The 17,742-nt window shown below is 26.7% G+C and carries 21 protein-coding genes, 1 tRNA gene and 1 rRNA gene; 11 read left to right on the top strand and 12 right to left on the bottom strand.

What is annotated here, in order from left to right:
• From VP90_RS06280 to VP90_RS06245, 8 genes are all read left to right on the top strand, one after another.
• Positions 1-1,011 carry a class I fructose-bisphosphate aldolase gene (locus VP90_RS06280; RefSeq protein WP_262590269.1) on the top strand — a complete coding sequence of 337 codons (1,011 nt, stop codon included), beginning with the start codon at positions 1-3 and terminating at the stop codon, positions 1,009-1,011.
• Positions 998-1,612: a thiamine phosphate synthase gene (thiE, locus tag VP90_RS06275; RefSeq protein ID WP_262590268.1), complete on the top strand. Its 615-nt coding sequence runs from the start codon at positions 998-1,000 to the stop codon at positions 1,610-1,612. The genes VP90_RS06280 and thiE overlap by 14 nt, the downstream gene beginning before the upstream one ends.
• Positions 1,609-2,169, top strand: coding sequence for an elongation factor P (gene efp / locus VP90_RS06270; RefSeq protein WP_262590267.1), 561 nt, complete (start codon positions 1,609-1,611; stop codon positions 2,167-2,169). Before thiE ends, efp begins: the two co-directional genes overlap by 4 nt.
• Before the next feature lies 1 nt (position 2,170).
• The gene (locus tag VP90_RS06265; protein ID WP_262590266.1) at positions 2,171-2,911 is read left to right on the top strand and encodes an inositol monophosphatase family protein; all 741 of its coding nucleotides are present in this window, start codon (positions 2,171-2,173) and stop codon (positions 2,909-2,911) included.
• A 35-nt stretch (positions 2,912-2,946) separates the two neighbouring features.
• Complete coding sequence (gene rpmE / locus VP90_RS06260) at positions 2,947-3,177, top strand: 50S ribosomal protein L31 (RefSeq protein WP_075506043.1); 231 nt, start codon at positions 2,947-2,949, stop codon at positions 3,175-3,177.
• Complete coding sequence (locus VP90_RS06255) at positions 3,178-3,759, top strand: cell cycle transcriptional regulator TrcR (RefSeq protein WP_262590265.1); 582 nt, start codon at positions 3,178-3,180, stop codon at positions 3,757-3,759.
• Positions 3,760-3,822: 63 nt separating this feature from the next.
• Positions 3,823-4,017, top strand: coding sequence for a 30S ribosomal protein S21 (gene rpsU / locus VP90_RS06250; RefSeq protein ID WP_075484443.1), 195 nt, complete (start codon positions 3,823-3,825; stop codon positions 4,015-4,017).
• Positions 4,018-4,023: 6 nt separating this feature from the next.
• A tRNA-Met gene (locus VP90_RS06245) sits at positions 4,024-4,100 on the top strand.
• 42 nt (positions 4,101-4,142) lie between these two features.
• On the opposite strand, the gene VP90_RS06240 is transcribed toward VP90_RS06245, so the two are convergent.
• The 9 genes from VP90_RS06240 to VP90_RS06200 all read right to left on the bottom strand — a co-directional run bounded on the left by VP90_RS06240 (position 4,143) and on the right by VP90_RS06200 (position 9,959).
• Complete coding sequence (locus VP90_RS06240) at positions 4,143-5,537, bottom strand: NAD(P)(+) transhydrogenase (Re/Si-specific) subunit beta (RefSeq protein ID WP_262590264.1); 1,395 nt, start codon at positions 5,535-5,537, stop codon at positions 4,143-4,145.
• A 3-nt stretch (positions 5,538-5,540) separates the two neighbouring features.
• Entirely contained in the window at positions 5,541-5,849 is a 309-nt protein-coding gene (locus tag VP90_RS06235; protein WP_262590263.1) for a proton-translocating transhydrogenase family protein, read from the bottom strand.
• Positions 5,850-5,853: 4 nt separating this feature from the next.
• Complete coding sequence (locus tag VP90_RS06230) at positions 5,854-6,942, bottom strand: NAD(P) transhydrogenase subunit alpha (RefSeq protein WP_262590262.1); 1,089 nt, start codon at positions 6,940-6,942, stop codon at positions 5,854-5,856.
• A gap of 16 nt (positions 6,943-6,958) precedes the next feature.
• The gene (locus VP90_RS06225; protein ID WP_262590261.1) at positions 6,959-7,069 is read right to left on the bottom strand and encodes an aa3-type cytochrome c oxidase subunit IV; all 111 of its coding nucleotides are present in this window, start codon (positions 7,067-7,069) and stop codon (positions 6,959-6,961) included.
• Positions 7,070-7,073: 4 nt separating this feature from the next.
• Positions 7,074-7,199 carry a type B 50S ribosomal protein L36 gene (ykgO, locus tag VP90_RS06220; RefSeq protein WP_008545413.1) on the bottom strand — a complete coding sequence of 42 codons (126 nt, stop codon included), beginning with the start codon at positions 7,197-7,199 and terminating at the stop codon, positions 7,074-7,076.
• A gap of 2 nt (positions 7,200-7,201) precedes the next feature.
• Positions 7,202-8,083, bottom strand: coding sequence for an NAD-dependent epimerase/dehydratase family protein (locus tag VP90_RS06215; protein ID WP_262590260.1), 882 nt, complete (start codon positions 8,081-8,083; stop codon positions 7,202-7,204).
• A gap of 8 nt (positions 8,084-8,091) precedes the next feature.
• Positions 8,092-8,206, bottom strand: a 5S ribosomal RNA gene (rrf, locus tag VP90_RS06210).
• A 39-nt stretch (positions 8,207-8,245) separates the two neighbouring features.
• Positions 8,246-8,944 (bottom strand): glycosyltransferase family 2 protein, encoded by a 699-nt coding sequence (locus VP90_RS06205; RefSeq protein WP_262590259.1) that lies wholly within the window; start codon positions 8,942-8,944, stop codon positions 8,246-8,248.
• Positions 8,945-8,951: 7 nt separating this feature from the next.
• Entirely contained in the window at positions 8,952-9,959 is a 1,008-nt protein-coding gene (locus VP90_RS06200; protein WP_262590258.1) for an NAD-dependent epimerase/dehydratase family protein, read from the bottom strand.
• A gap of 78 nt (positions 9,960-10,037) precedes the next feature.
• On the opposite strand from VP90_RS06200, the gene VP90_RS06195 reads away from it, so the two are divergent.
• On the top strand, positions 10,038-10,523 hold the full coding sequence (locus tag VP90_RS06195) for a hypothetical protein (protein WP_262590257.1): 486 nt from the start codon (positions 10,038-10,040) through the stop codon (positions 10,521-10,523).
• Here the strand turns inward: VP90_RS06195 and VP90_RS06190 are convergent.
• Positions 10,520-11,242, bottom strand: a complete 723-nt coding sequence (locus VP90_RS06190) for a glycosyltransferase family 2 protein (RefSeq protein ID WP_262590256.1) — start codon at positions 11,240-11,242, stop codon at positions 10,520-10,522. The genes VP90_RS06195 and VP90_RS06190 overlap by 4 nt on opposite strands.
• On the opposite strand from VP90_RS06190, the gene VP90_RS06185 reads away from it, so the two are divergent.
• A complete protein-coding gene (locus VP90_RS06185; RefSeq protein ID WP_262590255.1) occupies positions 11,224-12,939 on the top strand; it encodes an LIC_10190 family membrane protein in 1,716 nt (571 codons plus the stop codon). The genes VP90_RS06190 and VP90_RS06185 overlap by 19 nt on opposite strands.
• 5 nt (positions 12,940-12,944) lie before the next feature.
• On the top strand, positions 12,945-14,786 hold the full coding sequence (asnB, locus tag VP90_RS06180; protein WP_262590254.1) for an asparagine synthase (glutamine-hydrolyzing): 1,842 nt from the start codon (positions 12,945-12,947) through the stop codon (positions 14,784-14,786).
• Here asnB and VP90_RS06175 read toward each other — a convergent pair.
• Both VP90_RS06175 and VP90_RS06170 read right to left on the bottom strand, forming a co-directional pair.
• A complete protein-coding gene (locus VP90_RS06175) occupies positions 14,779-16,362 on the bottom strand; it encodes a hypothetical protein (RefSeq protein WP_262590253.1) in 1,584 nt (527 codons plus the stop codon). The two genes, asnB and VP90_RS06175, sit on opposite strands and share 8 nt — an antisense overlap.
• Positions 16,359-17,741 carry a Coenzyme F420 hydrogenase/dehydrogenase, beta subunit C-terminal domain gene (locus VP90_RS06170; RefSeq protein WP_262590252.1) on the bottom strand — a complete coding sequence of 461 codons (1,383 nt, stop codon included), beginning with the start codon at positions 17,739-17,741 and terminating at the stop codon, positions 16,359-16,361. The genes VP90_RS06175 and VP90_RS06170 overlap by 4 nt, the downstream gene beginning before the upstream one ends.
• Position 17,742: the final 1 nt, after the last annotated feature.

The raw sequence follows: 17,742 nt of genomic DNA, 5'->3' as shown, positions 1-17,742 counted from the left end.
ATGTCAGAACTAAATAAAATAGCTCTTAAAATACTTTCAAATGGCAAAGGAATACTTGCGGCAGATGAAAGCAACGGAACTATGACGAAAAGACTTGAGGCTGTTAATGTTGAATCTTCGCCAATAAACAGACTCGCTTTTAGAGAAACTCTTTTTACTTCAGAAAGTATGAAAGATTGTATCGGTGGTGTCATACTATACGATGAGACAATAAACCAAACTTCAAATTTAGGTAAATCGATTCCTGAATTAATCTCTGCTAGTGGAGCAGTACCTGGAATTAAAGTAGATACAGGTGCAAAAAATTTAGCAAACTCTCCAGAGGAAAAAATTACAGAAGGGCTAGACGGGCTAAGAGAAAGATTAAAAAAATACTATGAGCTTGGTGCAAGATTTACAAAATGGAGAGGTGTTTATTCGATAAGCAATAACTATCCTAGCAAACTTGCAATTCATTCTAATGCTCATGCACTTGCAAGATACGCTGCATTAGTTCAAGAAAGTGGGATGGTTCCTATAGTAGAACCAGAGGTTTTGATGGATGGTGATCATTCAGCAGATGAGTGTTTGGAAAAAACTTCAGAAGTTATAAAAAAGTGCTTTGAAGAATTAATTTTGCATAAAATTGATTTATCAGGGATTATATTAAAACCAAATATGATTTTGGCCGGCAGTAATTCAAAAGACAAAATCTCTAATGAAGAAGTTTCAAATAAAACACTTAAATGTCTTAAAAATTCAGTGCCAACGGAAGTCCCTGGAATAGCTTTCTTGTCAGGAGGTCAATCTGAAATAGAAGCAACAGAAAATCTAAATTCAATTAGCAAAAATAATAGTACAAATTTTATAATGACCTATTCATATGGTAGAGCTTTACAACAAAGTGCTCTTAAATTTTGGTCTAAAGATATAACTAAAATCACCGAAACGCAGAATGTATTTAACCATAGAGCAAGAATGTGTACCTTAGCTGCTCAAGGCAAATGGGCAAGCGATCTTGAGAATAAATAAAAAAAAATTTATTTATCTTATCTCTCCAAATAAAATTAAGAAGGATTTTTATCAAAATCTAAACAAAGTATTAAAATCAGATAAAATTAGTTTTTTTCAAATGAGATTTAAAAAATACTCTTTTGAGAAAAAAATTTTGATAGGAAAAAAAATTAGACAACTATGTAAAAATAATAGAGTAAAATTTATTGTAAATGATGACCCAATTCTTGCAAAAAAATTAAACGCTGATGGATGTCATTTGGGGCAAAAAGATATGATTATTAAAGAGGCCAAAAAAATAATTGGAAATAAAATTATTGGAATAACATGTCACAACTCAATTAAACTTGCAAAAGAGGCAATTAAAAATGAAGTTAATTACATTGCGTTAGGTGCTTTTTTTCCAACAAAAACAAAAAAAACTAAATACAATGCTAATATAGAAACTTTGAATAAAGTAAAGAAATTAACAAATATTCCCATCGTAGCTATTGGTGGAATAACAAATGAGAACTATAAAAATCTTTTATTGAACAATGCAAATTTTTTGGCTATCTCAGGTTACATTTGGAATAATAAAAAATACAAACCTACAGAAGCTATAGAAAGTTTAATATGAAAATAAATGCAAGTGAAATTAGAGTTGGAATGCTCTTAGAATACAAAAATGATCTTTGGCAAGTTCTAAAAACACAACACGTAAAACCTGGAAAAGGTGGTGCATTTGCACAAGTAGAAATGAAAAGTGTTGGCAAAAATACGAAACTAAATGAAAGATTTAGATCTAGCGAAACTGTAGAGAAAGCATCACTCGATGAAAATAAATATAATTATCTATATGAAGATGATGCAAATTATTTTTTTATGGAACCAAAAACTTTTGAACAAATTGAAATTAAAAAAGAAATTATTGGGGAGCAGGGTAAATTATTAACTGAAAATCTTGAAGTATCTGTAAGTTTTTATAACGAGAATCCAATTTCAGTTGATTTACCAAATCAAGTACAATGTAAAATAGCAATTACTGATGCAGCATTAAAGGGTCAAACAGTATCTTCCTCTTACAAACCAGCAACTCTAGATAATGGACTAAATATTCAAGTTCCACCGTTTATAGAAGCAGGTGATGATGTCATTGTTGATACTCGAAATTTAGAGTACGTAAAAAAAATTTGAAATGATATCCATATCTTCAAATCTTAACTTGATGATTAAGGCTGCTGAAAAAGCATCTAAATCTGTGATAAGAGATTTTGGTGAAGTGGAAAAATTACAAGTTTCTAAAAAGGGCCCTTATGATTTTGTTACAAAAACAGATAAAAATGTAGAAAAAATTTTAATTGAAGAATTGTCTAAATTAAAAAAAAACTATTCATTTATTACAGAAGAAACTGGCAAAATAAATAATAAAGACAAAGAAAATTTTTGGATTATAGATCCAATAGATGGGACTACTAATTTTCTTCATGGAATTCCTCATTTTGCTATTTGTATTGCACATATGTCAAATAACGAAATTATAAGTGGATTAATTTTTGACCCAATAAAAGATGAGATGTTTTTTTCTGAAAAAAATAAGGGAGCTTACTTAAACAATCAAAGGCTAAGAGTATCAAAAAAAAATTCTACCGAAGATTGCTTGTTCTCAAGTAACCATGAAGGAGTAAAATTTAGTGATCTTAATATGAGATATAGTGGGTGTGCAGCGCTGGATCTTGCTTATGTAGCCTCAGGAAGACTTGATGGTTTTTTTCATAATAAAATTAATATTTGGGATGTGGCAGCGGGTGCTTTAATGGTTGAAGAAGCTGGTGGAATAGTTAATGAAATTAACAATTTTGATATAAAAAATATTGATATTAGAGCTTCAAGTAGTGCAATTAATGATAAAATGCTTGAAAAATTAGTTAACTTTTAATTGTTTTAAAAAATTCTTTTGCTATAAGTCTCCGCATGAAAAAAAATATTCATCCAAACTATCATACAATTAAAGTAGAGATGACTGATGGTACACAATTTGAAACAAAATCAACTTGGGGAGCGGAAGGGGATCTACTTAAACTTGAAATTGACCCAAAATCACATGCAGCGTGGACAGGTGGAAAACAAAAATTAATGGATAAAGGTCGAATAAGTAAATTTAATAAAAAATTTCAGAATTTTAAATCAGAAAAGAAAAATTAAATGTCAAATGCACCTCTAATGCCTATGGCTACAGCTGTATGGTTAGTAGAAAATACAACTCTAACATTTAAACAAATTGCAGATTTTTGCAAACTACACGAAGTAGAAATACAAGGTATAGCAGATGGAGAGGTTGCGAAAGGAATTAAAGCTTATAACCCAATTATTTCAGGACAACTTTCAAGAGAGGAAATAGAATTATCATCTAAAGATGAGAGTAGACCATTACAAATCAAAAGTAGTGATATTGAGATTTCAAATGATGAAAAGAAAGTAAAAAAATATATTCCTCTTTCAAAAAGACAAGACAAGCCAGATTCTGCTTTGTGGCTTATCAGACAACATAATCTTTTAAAGGATTCACAAATAGCTAAATTGGTTGGGATTACAAAAAATTCTGTAACTTCTATAAGAAATAAAAGTTACTGGAATTACAATAATCTTAACCCAAAAGATCCTGTAGCGTTAAATTTATTTTCTCAAAAAGATCTGATAGACGCAATAGAAAAAGCTGAAAGAAGAATTAAAAGAGAGAAAAAAGTAAAAGAGAAACAAATTAAAGTTAATCAAACAAGCATATAATGAACAAAACTAATAGACATAAATTAATAAAAGTGATAACAAACCACTTTTTTGGAGGTAGTTATTAAAATAGAAGTTAAAGATAATAATGTTGAACAAGCATTAAGAGTATTAAAAAGAAAACTGCAAAGAGACGGTTTCTTTAAAGTAATTAAATTAAAAAATACATACGAAAAACCATCTGAAAAGAAAAAAAGAATTCTTCAAGAAAACATTAAAAGAGTTAAAAAGTTAAATAAACTCAAAAATAGAATTTAAATATATCGCGGGGTGGAGCAGTCTGGTAGCTCGTCAGGCTCATAACCTGAAGGTCGGCGGTTCAAATCCGTCCCCCGCAACCAATTAAATTTTAACACCTTAAAATAACTTTTAAAAAATTAGGATTATAAATTCTTTGTAATATCTTCAGTCATTTTTTTTGCATCTGCAAATAACATCAATGTATTTTCTTTATAAAATAAATCATTATCAATTCCTGCATATCCAGGGGATAAACTTCTTTTAACAAATAATACTGATTTACATTTTTCTACATCTAAAACTGGCATTCCATAAATTGGACTTTGTGGATCTGTTTTTGCTACAGGATTAGTAACGTCATTTGCACCAATTACAAATGCAACATCTGCATTTGCAAAATCGTTATTAATCTCCTCTAATTCAAATACTTCATCATATGGCACATTTGCTTCTGCCAACAATACATTCATATGTCCAGGCATTCGTCCTGCAACTGGATGAATAGCGTATGAAACCTTAATATCATTTTTCTTTAACGTATCTACCATTTCTCTTAAAGCGTGCTGTGCTTGTGCTACTGCCATACCATATCCTGGAACAATTATAACTGAAGAAGCATTTTTCATTAAAAAAGCTGCATCATCTGCATTACCACTTTTTACTGGTCTTTGTTCTTTACTTTGACCTCCAGTTGCTTGATCGGCAGCACCAAAGCCACCCAATATAACATTAAAAAATGATCTGTTCATTCCCTTACACATTATGTACGAAAGGATAGCCCCTGATGATCCTACTAAAGCACCAGTAATAATGAGTGCTGTGTTTTCCAAAGTAAATCCAATTCCTGCTGCAGCCCAACCAGAGTAAGAATTCAACATCGAGATTACAACCGGCATATCTGCGCCACCTATAGGAATAATTATTAAAAACCCTATTAAAAAAGAAACTGCAATTAATATCCAAAATAAATTAGATGATTGCGTTGAACAAAGATAAATTGTTAATATTACGATCAATATTAACAATAACGCATTAAACAAGTGCTGACCTTTAAAAGTTATAGGTGCACCTGACATTATTCCTTGTAATTTTAAAAAAGCTATAACAGAACCAGAAAAAGTGATCGCACCAACAGCTGCTCCTATTGCCATTTCGATTAAACTTGCAAGCTTAATATTTCCTGGGGTACCTAAATTGAATGCAGCCGGATTTATAAATGCAGAGATTGCAACAAATACTGCAGCTAAACCAACTAAACTATGAAAGCCAGCTACTAATTCTGGCATTGCAGTCATCGGTATACGGTATGCTATAAATGCTCCAATACTTCCACCGATAGCTAAAAATATTAGAACATATATAAATCCAGAGCTAAAATTACCAACTGATAGAAACGTAACTGTTACAGCGATAACCATTCCGATTATTCCAAATAAATTTCCTTGTCTTGAAGTTTCAGGAGAGGACAGCCCTCTTAAAGCTAATATAAACAATACACCAGATATCAAATACAAAATTGCAGATAAATTTGAAGACATTTATTATTTATCCTTTTTCTTTTTTTTATACATAGCAAGCATTCTTTGGGTGACTAAAAACCCACCAAAAATATTAACAGCTGCTAAAATAATCGCTAAAAATCCATAAATACTAGACGATGAAAACACCACTCCATCACTTCCAGATAAAGCTGCAATGATTGCACCAACGATGATTACTGAAGAGATTGCATTAGTTACTGACATCAATGGTGTATGTAATGAAGGGGTTACACTCCACACCACATAATATCCAACAAATATTGATAATATAAATATACTTAATCTAAATATAAAAGGATCTATTTCCATATTACTATCTAATAAGTGTTTTCTCTATTATTTCATCCTCTAAATTAATATTTAATTTCTTATTTTCTTTATCATATAAATTAGAGATAAAATTAAATACATTTTTAGCATACAAATTAGAAGCTGATACAGGCAATTTATTTAATATATTTGCCTCCCCTAAAATTTTTACACCATCTTTTTCGACAATTTTATCAACTTCAGTAAAAACTGTATTTCCTCCTTGAACGGCTGCTAAATCATAAATAACTGAACCTGGTTGTAAATTTTTGAACATGTCCTCTTTAATAATTTTTGGAGCTTCTCTTCCTGGAATTAAAGCAGTACAGATTATTATATCAATTTTTTTTAATGTTTCTGAGAGTAATTCTTCTTGTTTTTTTTTAAATTCATCTGAAGCTTCTTTGGCATATCCGCCTTCAGTTTCTAAATTCTCAGATCCTTCAACAGTTAAAAATTTACCTCCTAAACTTTCAACTTGTTCTTTAGATGCCATTCTTACATCAGTTGCAAATACTACTGCTCCCATTCTTTTAGCAGTAGCAATAGCTTGCAGTCCAGCAACACCTGCTCCAACTACTAATACTTTTGCTGCCGGAATTGTTCCAGCCGCAGTCATCATCATTGGTATTGCTCTCTCATAAACTTGGAAAGCTTCAACTACTGCTTTGTAACCAGCTAAGTTAGCTTGTGATGAAAGAATATCCATTGATTGTGCTCTTGTTATTCTTGGCAACAACTCTAATGAAAAACAATTTATTTTCTTAGACTTTAAATTTTCTAATTTTTCTCTATTTAAAAAAGAATTTAACGAACCAATCAAAGTTTGATTTTCTTTTAATAATAATAGTTTCTGCTCATCTAGTAATCCTAATTGAATAACAATCTCAGAGTTTTTAATTATTTCATCTTTATTATCTAAAAAATTAACTCCTAAATTTTTATAGTCTACATCACTAAAACCTAAGTGTGTCCCATAATTATTCTGTAAAGTTAAATTAAATCCTAAACCAATATATTTTTTTGCAATTTCAGGAGTAATAGCTATTCGCTTCTCGACATTATGGTTTTCAGAAATTGAAGCTAAGTTCATAAAAAAAATATAAATGTTATAAAAGAAATATTGCCATTAAAACTAAAACAGAAATTACTGCTACAGTACCCCATAGGACAAACTTAGTAAAACTGTTCCAAGTATTTTTATGGTTTTCATTATCCATAAAATTATTTCTGTCTTGCTTTAAATTTTGGGTTTGTTTTATTTATAACGTAAACTCTTCCTCTTCTTCTTACTAATTTAGAGTTTAAATCTCTTTTTTTTATTGATTTTAATGAGCTTTTTATTTTCATAATTAATTTGGTTTAATAAAGTAACTTATGTAATCTTTCAATTGTATTTTTCCAAATTTTTGAATTATTTTGTTTTTTGATGATATTTTGGTCAAAGCAGATGCATATCTTTCTCCCAACCTTGGTTTTAATAACTTGATTCTTGTATTGAATAATCTTGCCACTTCCAAAATTGAGTAGGATTTTTTATTACTAATACTGTAATACATACATTTATTTGACTTAAAAGCCTCATAACATATCTCAACAGTGTCATATATGTGTGTAAATCTTCTTGTTTGTGTTCCTGGTTTAACAACTGTGAGTGGTTTATTTTTTAAAAACTGATCTTCAAAAATTCCAATTACAGTTGCCATGTCACCTTTTTTTATCTGTCTTGGACCATATACATTATAAAAAAAAATAACTTCAAATCTAAAGTTAAACCATTTTTTCAAATTTTCTAATAATTCTAAATTTTTGGATTTTGTAAAAGCATAAGGTGATAAATTTTTATCATTTCCTTTGTTTCCTAAGCTTGCAGAAGTTGCTGAATATATAAGTTTTATTTTATTATCTAAACAAAATTTAAATACTGCTTTTGAACCAATTGAATTTGATTGATAACACTCATCAAATTTTTTGAAACTTTGAAAAATTCTTGAAAACTCTCCAAAATGAAAAATTGAATTAATTTTATGTTTGTGTTTTTTTAATAACTTTTTAATATTGGATGTATCACCTATTAAATATTTTACTCTTGTATCGTTTATATGATTTTTTTTTGAGCCTGAAGAATAATTATCAATACTAATTATTCTATATTTGGTTTTTTTTAATAAAAACTCTACAAGATTTGACCCTACAAATCCTGCCCCGCCAGTTACTACAATGAAGTTTTTCATTTGGTTATGCCTGGCAACGTCCTACTCTTCCATATCTTAAGATAAAGTACCATCGGCGCAGAAAGGCTTGACTTCCGAGTTCGGAATGGGATCGGGTATAACCCTTTCGCAAAAATCACCAGGCACAGCCTTTATATCTATTTTGCTTTAATAGTCAAAAAATTAATCAAAAAAATTATACCAAATAATACAGTAAATTGCACGGAATGCATCTTTCCAGGTAATTTTCTTACCCTCACTGTAAGTTCTTCCAAAATATTTAACACCTATTTCATAAATTCTAATATTTTTTTGCTTTGCGATTTTTGCTGTCAACTCTGGCTCTATCCCAAATCTATTTTCTTTTAAGTGAATTTTTTTGATTACTTCTGATTTGAAAATTTTATACCCATTTTCCATATCTGTTAAATTTAAATTTGAAAACATATTTGATAATGTAGTTAAAATTAAATTTGCGACTCTATGCCAAAAATAAAGTACTCTTTTTTCTCCAGACCCAACAAATCGTGAGCCAAAAACTACATCTGCTCTGTTTTCAATAATTGGTTTTAATAATGTTTCATATTCACTTGGATCATATTCTAAATCAGCATCTTGAAATAAGATTATGTCTCCAGTTGCTTTTTCAATACCTTTTCTTAAACTATACCCTTTTCCATAATTTTGATCGTTTAATATTATTATGTTAATTAAATAAGCAAGCTCATTATTCAATTTTTCTCTAGTGCCGTCATTTGAAAAATCATCAATAACAATTACCTCTATATCTAAACCTTTATAATTCCTTACTTTTTGAAGTATTTCTTGAATAGTTCTTATTTCGTTAAAACATGGTATTAAAACAGACAACTTTAAAGACATTGAGCAGTTATTTTAAATTAGATCTAGAAAATCTTGAAATATTTGTCCCACTACTAATCTCATCATATATCCAAGCATAAGTTTTTTCTAAACCTGATTTTAATTTAATGCTTGGTGACCAATTCAATTTATTTTTAATAAAATCATTGTCACTTGATCTTCCTCTAACTCCCTTTGGTTTACTTAAATCATAATTTTTTTTAACTTTATAATCAGCAATATCCTCAATTATATTTATTAACTGATTAATTGATACTTGCTCATCACTACCAACATTGAAAACATCGTCAAAATCACTCTCAAACACTTTTAATGTTCCCTCAATACAATCATCAATGTATAAAAAACTTCTAGTTTGTTCCCCGTCTCCCCAAACTTCTATTGAATTCTCTTTATTTAATTTTGCATTAATTATTTTTCTACAAATTGCTGCTGGTGCTTTTTCTCTTCCACCATCATAAGTACCTAGGGGTCCGTAAATATTGTGGTATCTTACAACTCTAGTATCTAGTTTAAAATCTTCAGTAAAATGCCTGCACATTCTCTCACTAAAAAGTTTTTCCCATCCATAACCATCCTCTGGTTCTGCTGGGTAAGCATCAGATTCTTTAAGACCGTCAACAAAGGTTTTTTTTTGTTTTTGCCCATTATAAACACATGCGCTTGAAGAGAAAAAATATTTTTTATTACTGTTTTCTTTACAAGCTCGCAACAAATTTGTGTTAATTAATACAGAAAGCATGCACTCAGCTTTATTGTTTTCAATGAATCCCATTCCACCCATATTGCATGCCATATTAAAAACATAATCAATATTTTTTGTAACCTTTAAACAATTTTCATATTCTTTTAAATCTAAAGAAAAATTTTTTGTGTCATCAAACAATTGAAACCAATATTCCAAAGGTTTTACATCTGCACATATTAAATTAACATTACCATTTTTTCTAAAATGGTTTACAAGATGGCCACCAATAAATCCACCAGCTCCACATATAAGTATATTTTTAGACATTTAAGCATTAATAATGAATATCATTAAAATTGCAAATTAAATTCACTAATATAAATTAATCAGAAGATGAATTATAAGATGATCGATTTAAGCAAATTCAAAAAATCTAATTTATATAAAGAAAAAAATATTATTGTTAATTCCGTATGGTTCATATTAAATAATTTTTTTCTTAACAGTTCTATACCAAGTTCTAAATTACGAGTTTTCTTATTAAAGTTATTTGGATCGGAAATTGGAAAAAATGTTTATTTGAAACCTAAAGTAAATATAAAATTTCCATGGAAACTAAAAATTGATGACAATTCATGGATTGGTGAGAATGTTTGGATAGACAATATTAGCGACGTAAAAATTGGTAAGAATTGCTGTATATCTCAAGGCGTATATTTTTGTACAGGTAATCATGATTTTAAGAAGGAAAGTTTTGATCTAATTAGTGAAAATATTGTAATAGGTGACTCAGTTTGGATTGGTGCAAAGTCAATTATTGGTCCAGGTAGTATTGTTAAGTCTGGAAAATTTTTAAAGCTTGGAACGAATTATAATAAAAATGACAATTAATTTAAATAATTTTTAATAAGATAAAATAACATCTTCAATCCATGTTTTAAGTTTATTTTTTTACCTTCATTGTAAGATCTTCCTTTGTATGAGATTGGAACTTCATAGATTTTAACACCAAGTTTTCTAACTTCAAATATTATTTCATTACAAAAGCTAAATCCATTCTCTTTTAAAATTATTTTTTTTGCCAAATCGTAAGTAAATAATTTATAACAACTTTGAGGATCAGTGATTTTTTGTTTTACTATTTTAGATGTTACAAATGAAAAAAACTTATTTATGATTACAAGTAAATCTGAAATAAAACCATTTGGTCTTTCATAAATTTTATTACTTAAAACTCTAGACCCAATAACAAATTTTGATTTATACAATTTAACAGATCTTATAAGTTTATAATAATCTTCAGGATTATATTCTAAATCTGCATCCTGAATTACAATCAATTCTCCTTTTACTTCTTCAATTCCTCGTCTGATTGCATAGCCTTTTCCAAAATTTTTTTTTAAATTAATAATTTTAATAATTTTTTTTTTTCTAAATTTCAGTAATTTTTGTTTTGTTTCATCGGTAGATCCATCGTTTACAATTATAATTTCTTTATTAATATTTAATGAAATTATTTTATTTAAAATTATATCAATTGTTTTTTTTTCATTGTAAACAGGTATTATTACAGATAATAAATTTTTTTGTTGTGGAAATTTTAATTTCATCTTTTATTAATTGTCTTTCATTATTTGGTATTGGAAAAATTTTTTTCTATTCTTTTGATAGAAAACTATATTTCAAAGAATTTCCATTTATTATTGTTTTAGGTTTATTAGTATCTTCATTTATATCAATATTTTTAAATTTTTTCTTTCCCATTGACTATTTTATTACCTCAATATTTGTGATAATTTCATCAATAATTGGATTCTTTTATATATTTAGAGATAAAAGTGTTCAAAATTTTTTATACATCTGTTTAATTTCATTAATAGTTTTTATTTTACTTTTTAAAAGTACAAATGTCGTTGATTTTGGATTATATCATGCACCATATATTGGGATAATTAATTCAGAGAAAATTGTAATTGGACTTGCAAATATTCACTTTAGATTTGGGTACTCTTCAATCATTCAAAATGCAATGGCAATCTACAATTTACCATTATATTTTCCAAAAAATTATTTAACTTTAACTCCAATATTTTTTACAAGTATATTTTTATATTATTTTTTTTATTTACTGAAACATACAAATTTCAAAGAGTATACATTTGTATACTTATTTAATTTTTTTATTTTTATTTTCATTTGCATAAAAGTTTACAGATATAATGATTTTGGAAATGATATGATGAGTAATCTTATTGTATTTTTTGTTTGGTCAAATGTTTTGGAGTTTATTTTTTATAAAAATAAAGAAAATTTTAGTTTTGAATATAATATAATAATTATTTTACTTGTTATATGTTCAATGTTAGCAACATTCAATAAGCTTCAGTTTGTATTGTCTTTGCTACCAATAATTATTTTATTTATTAATAATTTTAAATATTTTAAAATTGAAAAAAAACTTTTTTATTATGCTGCAATTATATTCATCATTTCAATATCAATTTTTTCTCGAAATTTTCTAATATCAGGTTGTTTACAATATCCTGTTACAATCACTTGTTCAGAACAAGTTGCTTGGAGTACTAAAAACACAAAAAGTATTACCGACACATATTATAATTATCAGAAAGGTCAGGCTTGGGCGAAAGATTGGCCCAATAGAGTCAAAAGAACCGATGTAAACCAAATATATACCTACGAAGAGTATAATAAAATAAACAACTGGTTGCCTGTATGGATCAATAATCATTTTATGAGAATAGTAGAAAAAAATTATATATATATCTTTATATTAATATTTTTACTTCTTTATTTAAATAAAAATAAAAAAATTTTGTTTAATAATAAATTTAAATGGACAGAAAAAAGTCTATTAATGATTTCTATTTTTTGTACTTTAATTTGGTTTCTTCAATTTCCAGTTTTTAGATATGGCTATAGTTTCATAATAATTTCAATTTTACTTCCTTTTTTATTAAATTTAAAAAATTATAGTTTTGAAGAAAAAATTTTTAATAATTTAAAAGTGCTAGTAATATTATTTTCTTCAATATTTTTGTTGTTAAACTTAAACAAAATATATAAAAATTTTGATAATCCTAATTGGCCAAATGTGTTTCAAGCCGCTGTAAATGACGATTATATTCTCACAGTTAATAATAAAAAAATTAAGGTAACTACTGAAGATGTTTGTTTTTATGAAAAAATAATTTGTACAAATTTTATTCCTCCAGAAAATCTTAAGGTTACATATTTTAAAAATTACACAATTATAAATTCAAATTTTCAATATCATGGAGCTTGGTAGATAAAATGTGTGGAATTGCTGGATACACTGGAAAAAATTTTCAGAGTTTAATTCACAAATTACTTAATAGTATTTTATACAGGGGGCCAGATGAGAACGGCTACTTAATTTTAGATAATGAAATCAATCTTTGTCACAGTAGACTATCGATTATCGATATAGAATCTGGGCAACAACCAATGAAAGCATACAATGCTTCTTTAATATTTAATGGTGAAATTTATAATTATTTGGAGTTAAAATTAAATTTACAGCAAAAAGGTTATAAATTTAAGACTCAGAGTGATACTGAAGTAATTCTGTCATTATACGATTATTACGGAGAAAAATTTGTAAGCAAATTAAATGGTATGTTCTCAATAGCCATTTATGATTTTAAACAAAAAAAACTCTTACTATGTAATGACCCGTTTGGAATAAAACCTCTATATTATAGTATTTTTAATAATGAAATTTGCTTTAGCTCCTCTGCAAAATCTATCACTCTTCATCCTAAATTTGAAAAAAAATTAAATACTAAAGCTTTAGCTGAAACAGTTCAGTTTAGGTATTCTATAAGTGGTGAAGTTTTATTTAAAGGAATTAAAAAACTAAATAGAGGAGAAATACTAATTTGGGATAATGTAAAAAAATCAGAAAAAAGATATTTTTACGAATTAGAGAATAAAAAATATAATAGTGTTATAAATTCTAAAGAATGGATAGAAGAATGTTATGATATTTTTAATGATTCAATTAAAATAAATTTAAGAGCAGATGTGCCTATAGGTATTTTTTTATCTTCTGGTGTAGACTCTGCTGGTATATTACACTTCGCAAAACAAAATGGATACGAAAATATAGAAGGTTATTCATTTTCAACAAAACAAGAAAATGACGAAACAGACAAAATTAAAAAACTTTCAAAAAAATATAATGTTAATACTAATTTTATATCTTTAGATGATAAATTTTTTTTTAATGATTTGGATAATATCGTTAGTAAGTTTGACTTCCCAATTGCAGACTCTCTTATTTTTCCCATTAATGAATTATGCAAAATAGCCTCAAAAAATCACAAAGTAATATTAACTGGAGAAGGTGCTGATGAAATGTTTGGTGGATATTTTTATTTAAATTCCATAAAAAAATTAAAAACATTAAACAATATTAAACTAAGAGGAATAATATCTAGAGTAATCAAATATCTACCTATAAATATCTTAAATTATTTTTTCAATTATGATGAAAACTTAGGAGAATTAGGAAAAGAAAGAACGATAAATTTAATTGAAAATTTTAATGATTTTAGAAAAACTTATGTAAACTCAACTGCTTTACTAAATAATTTTGAAATGAACAAATTTACAAATTTGAAGGATACATTTAAAGATGAGATTGAAAGTTTAGAATTTAAATATTTACAAAAAAAAATGATAAATACCTGGTTACCAAATCAAATTTGCACTAAATCAGATCAATTAAGTATGGCACATGGCCTAGAAACAAGAGTGCCGTTTTTAGATAAAAGAATCTTAAATTTAATTTTAAATATTCCAGAAAACCTACTAACAAACAACAACTCATCCAAAATTATTTATAGAGATGTATTAAAAAAATCAGATTTTAAAGATCATATAAATCCAAAGAAAGCTTTTTATGTCTCCATAAATAAAAAATACAAAGATAGCTTATCAAATCTTGCAAAAAAATATTTAGATAAAAAATATCATGAAAAATATGGTTTTTTTAATGAAGAATTCATAAAACACTGTAAATTTAATTTAGAAAAAGGAGAGTTTCTATCAATTAAAAGAATTATAATGATATCTATTGTTCATAATTGGATGGACCAAAACTTTAATTGAACTTAAGTTCATTTGTAATTTCGAATGCATCTTTCTGAATTGATTTAATATTTAATTTAATTATATCTTCAGAAAAATCCTCTTCACTAAATATATCAGCACTAGCGACATGTCTAAGATTTTGTTTTGGATTAATTTTTAATTTATATCCTCTAAAGCCTTTAAAATAATCCCTAACAATTAAAGTATTTTTTATCATTATTTTTCTTTTGAAAAAATGCTTTTTTGAAATTTTGTTAAATATCATAAAGTTTTTTAAAAATTTGATAATTTTTTTTCCAAATAAAAATGAAAATATTCTTAAAATAAAATGTTTTATAGGAGTGGAAACAACAAAATTTGTTTTTATAAAATATCCTTCACAAGATATTAAATCGTCCTTAATTTCAAATTTCCAATTTTTGTTTTGAAAATTGTTTGTTAAAATTTTTTTATTTTTTAATGCTCTAAATCCATTTTGAATTAATATTTTTTTATTTTTATGATCATGTATTCTAATTATACCGCCTTTTTTAAGACCAATAAACACAGTGACGTCAAACTTTTTAAGATATTTTTTTAATAATCCTGCGCTAGCGAATTCTACACATTCAGTGAAATTATGTTGTGAAAAAATATTAGCTTCTTTAAGATATGGTAAACTTTTTAAAATGCTGGCAAATATATAATGACTATGATATCGATCATCATTTCCTTTTATAAAATGTAGCCTTGAGTTCATTTTATTGAATAATAAATATAATATTGATCCACATTTTGAATTTCTTTTTAAATTTTTGACTAGACCAAATGGGAGAAAATATTCAGTGTTTCTACTATTGATTGTAAATGGTAATTCACCGTTTTTGTCTATAATTTTATAAACAAAATCAATTATTTTATCTATTGATGATTTAATTCTATTCTCTTTAACGTTTTCATAAATATCGGATAATGCTTCTAAAGTAACACTTAAATATCCTAAATCAAATCCATCATATTCATTAAACCAACCCTCAAAATTATTTTGTAAGTTTAAAAGATTTTTTATATGAAAACTTAGATTTATTTTGGTTTTTGAGTCTGGGTAAAATTTTAAAAATTTATTAAGTCCTGATATGCCTACTGCATATTGGTTTGAAGCATTAAATTCTGTTAATGTTGATAAATATAAGTTTATTTTTTTATATGTGCTACTAATTTCATCTGAATCTAAGAATTCTGGAAATTCACTGAAAGTATCCCCTAAAAGATTTGATATGAAAGCTAAAGGTGGGTAGCCATCTTCATTTGGATAATATTCATTGAAAAATAATTTTTTTTTAAACGAGTTTATTGTATATTTGGTAGAGGCTAAAATAAGTTCTCTTAGTCTTAATTTATTGTAATCATTTGGAATATCGTCTCTGTACAACGAAATTAAAGTGTATAAACCTTGTTGTAAAATATCTGAATTAAAATCAGTTATTTTGTAATGCCAATAATTTCTATCAAATGATCCGTAAGTTGGGCTATCAATATCCCTATCCAGCCAACTTAGATTTCTCTTAAAATTATTTTCTGCATAATTTAAAAAATTATCATAAATTTTGTTCATATAATTTTAAACTCATTACTTCTCTTATTTTCTATTTTTATTAATTTTAAATTAGCTAAACCCTTCCTCTTTGTGGGTTTAGAAATATATTTCCATGAACTTCTTAAAACTTGAAATAAATAACCCATAATTTTTGAGCTGATTAATGATATTGCATATTTTGTATATGTTTTTGATGAAATATTTATTATTAGTCCAATCAAAATTTCTATTAAATTTCTAGTAAAAGATATTTTTAATGGTTTCAAATCATAAAGAGGAATTGGACCTTTTTTTTTTAACTTTTGTAGTCTTAAGTAAGATCCAACTTTTTTAAACTCAATCATATGTGAGTGCATTTTTATTACCTCTTTTAAATTTACACTTTTAACTTCAATTATCTTTGCAATACTTAATTTTTTTAAATAACTTTCAAATTTTTTTGATCTACATATAACTACAGAATATCCATGCCCCTTTTTTTCCAAATTTGGAGACCATGCATCCCCTACTGATATATCAGATAGCTCTCCAGTAAAATCCGGTGTTATTAAACAGCTTTTCGAAATAAAAAATGGTATTAAATAATTATAATAAAATTTTTTCAAATTCAAAACTTTATTATTTTTTAATATAATTCTCAGCATGCCTGGCCATTCACCATATCGCCAATTAATTTTTTTTATTTGGTTTATTCCATCAATATCATTTCCTCTTAAATAAAACTCAATCGAACCTGGATACATATTTGTTCCAGAATATATACTTATTAAATATTTTATATGCTTAAATTCCTTGGGATACTTAATTTTCAAAATACGTAATGATGCAACTTGTTCTGGTAATCCAACAAAACAATAAGAGTTTTTTTTTTTTAATTTTCTTAGCTTATGGAGAAGAGGGGTAGTTTGATAAATACTTTGCGATACATTAGTTATTCTACTTAAGTTTTTGGTAACCAAAATATCAAATTTTAAAATATTATTTTTTTTTTCATCTAAAATGCAAACATAATCAACCTCTTTAGTTTTAATCAAACTTGTTAGAAGCGATCTTACAATTCCTCCAGAACTTCCATTCTTTCTAATTAAATCTGAATTTGAACTACAAATTTTTAATGAATTATAATTTCCAATTAGTTTATTTTTTTTTCTTCCTTCTAAATGATGAGATAAACAATTATAGGGAATCCCTCTTCCTGGACAAGAAATAATTATTTTTTTTAAATCTGGTATGTCTTTGTTTGTAGGTTTTCTAGATAATTTTGGAACTGGACCGTTTGATGAGTTGACCATCTTAAAAAGATTCTTTGATAAACCTTGACACAAACCACAGTGAAAGCAATTTCCAGGATTAATAACTTCTTTAAATATTTTATTTACTAAATACTTATGTTCCACA

Source organism: Candidatus Pelagibacter ubique HIMB140 (genome assembly GCF_025558165.1).
Taxonomy (GTDB): domain Bacteria; phylum Pseudomonadota; class Alphaproteobacteria; order Pelagibacterales; family Pelagibacteraceae; genus Pelagibacter; species Pelagibacter ubique_T.
Note: the sequence above shows the minus strand (reverse complement) of the source record. Positions and strands in the feature narration are given on the sequence as shown.

Coding starts and splice junctions, on each gene's coding strand:
- VP90_RS06200 (WP_262590258.1), bottom strand. CDS start 9,959: ATGTCTAAAAATATACTTATATGTGGAGCTGGTGGATTTATTGGTGGC.
- VP90_RS06175 (WP_262590253.1), bottom strand. CDS start 16,362: ATGAACAAAATTTATGATAATTTTTTAAATTATGCAGAAAATAATTTT.
- VP90_RS06230 (WP_262590262.1), bottom strand. CDS start 6,942: ATGAACTTAGCTTCAATTTCTGAAAACCATAATGTCGAGAAGCGAATA.
- VP90_RS06235 (WP_262590263.1), bottom strand. CDS start 5,849: ATGGAAATAGATCCTTTTATATTTAGATTAAGTATATTTATATTATCA.
- asnB (WP_262590254.1), top strand. CDS start 12,945: ATGTGTGGAATTGCTGGATACACTGGAAAAAATTTTCAGAGTTTAATT.
- VP90_RS06280 (WP_262590269.1), top strand. CDS start 1: ATGTCAGAACTAAATAAAATAGCTCTTAAAATACTTTCAAATGGCAAA.
- VP90_RS06215 (WP_262590260.1), bottom strand. CDS start 8,083: ATGAAAAACTTCATTGTAGTAACTGGCGGGGCAGGATTTGTAGGGTCA.
- VP90_RS06265 (WP_262590266.1), top strand. CDS start 2,171: ATGATATCCATATCTTCAAATCTTAACTTGATGATTAAGGCTGCTGAA.
- VP90_RS06190 (WP_262590256.1), bottom strand. CDS start 11,242: ATGAAATTAAAATTTCCACAACAAAAAAATTTATTATCTGTAATAATA.
- ykgO (WP_008545413.1), bottom strand. CDS start 7,199: ATGAAAATAAAAAGCTCATTAAAATCAATAAAAAAAAGAGATTTAAAC.
- rpmE (WP_075506043.1), top strand. CDS start 2,947: ATGAAAAAAAATATTCATCCAAACTATCATACAATTAAAGTAGAGATG.
- VP90_RS06255 (WP_262590265.1), top strand. CDS start 3,178: ATGTCAAATGCACCTCTAATGCCTATGGCTACAGCTGTATGGTTAGTA.
- VP90_RS06195 (WP_262590257.1), top strand. CDS start 10,038: ATGATCGATTTAAGCAAATTCAAAAAATCTAATTTATATAAAGAAAAA.
- VP90_RS06225 (WP_262590261.1), bottom strand. CDS start 7,069: ATGGATAATGAAAACCATAAAAATACTTGGAACAGTTTTACTAAGTTT.
- efp (WP_262590267.1), top strand. CDS start 1,609: ATGAAAATAAATGCAAGTGAAATTAGAGTTGGAATGCTCTTAGAATAC.
- VP90_RS06240 (WP_262590264.1), bottom strand. CDS start 5,537: ATGTCTTCAAATTTATCTGCAATTTTGTATTTGATATCTGGTGTATTG.
- VP90_RS06205 (WP_262590259.1), bottom strand. CDS start 8,944: ATGTCTTTAAAGTTGTCTGTTTTAATACCATGTTTTAACGAAATAAGA.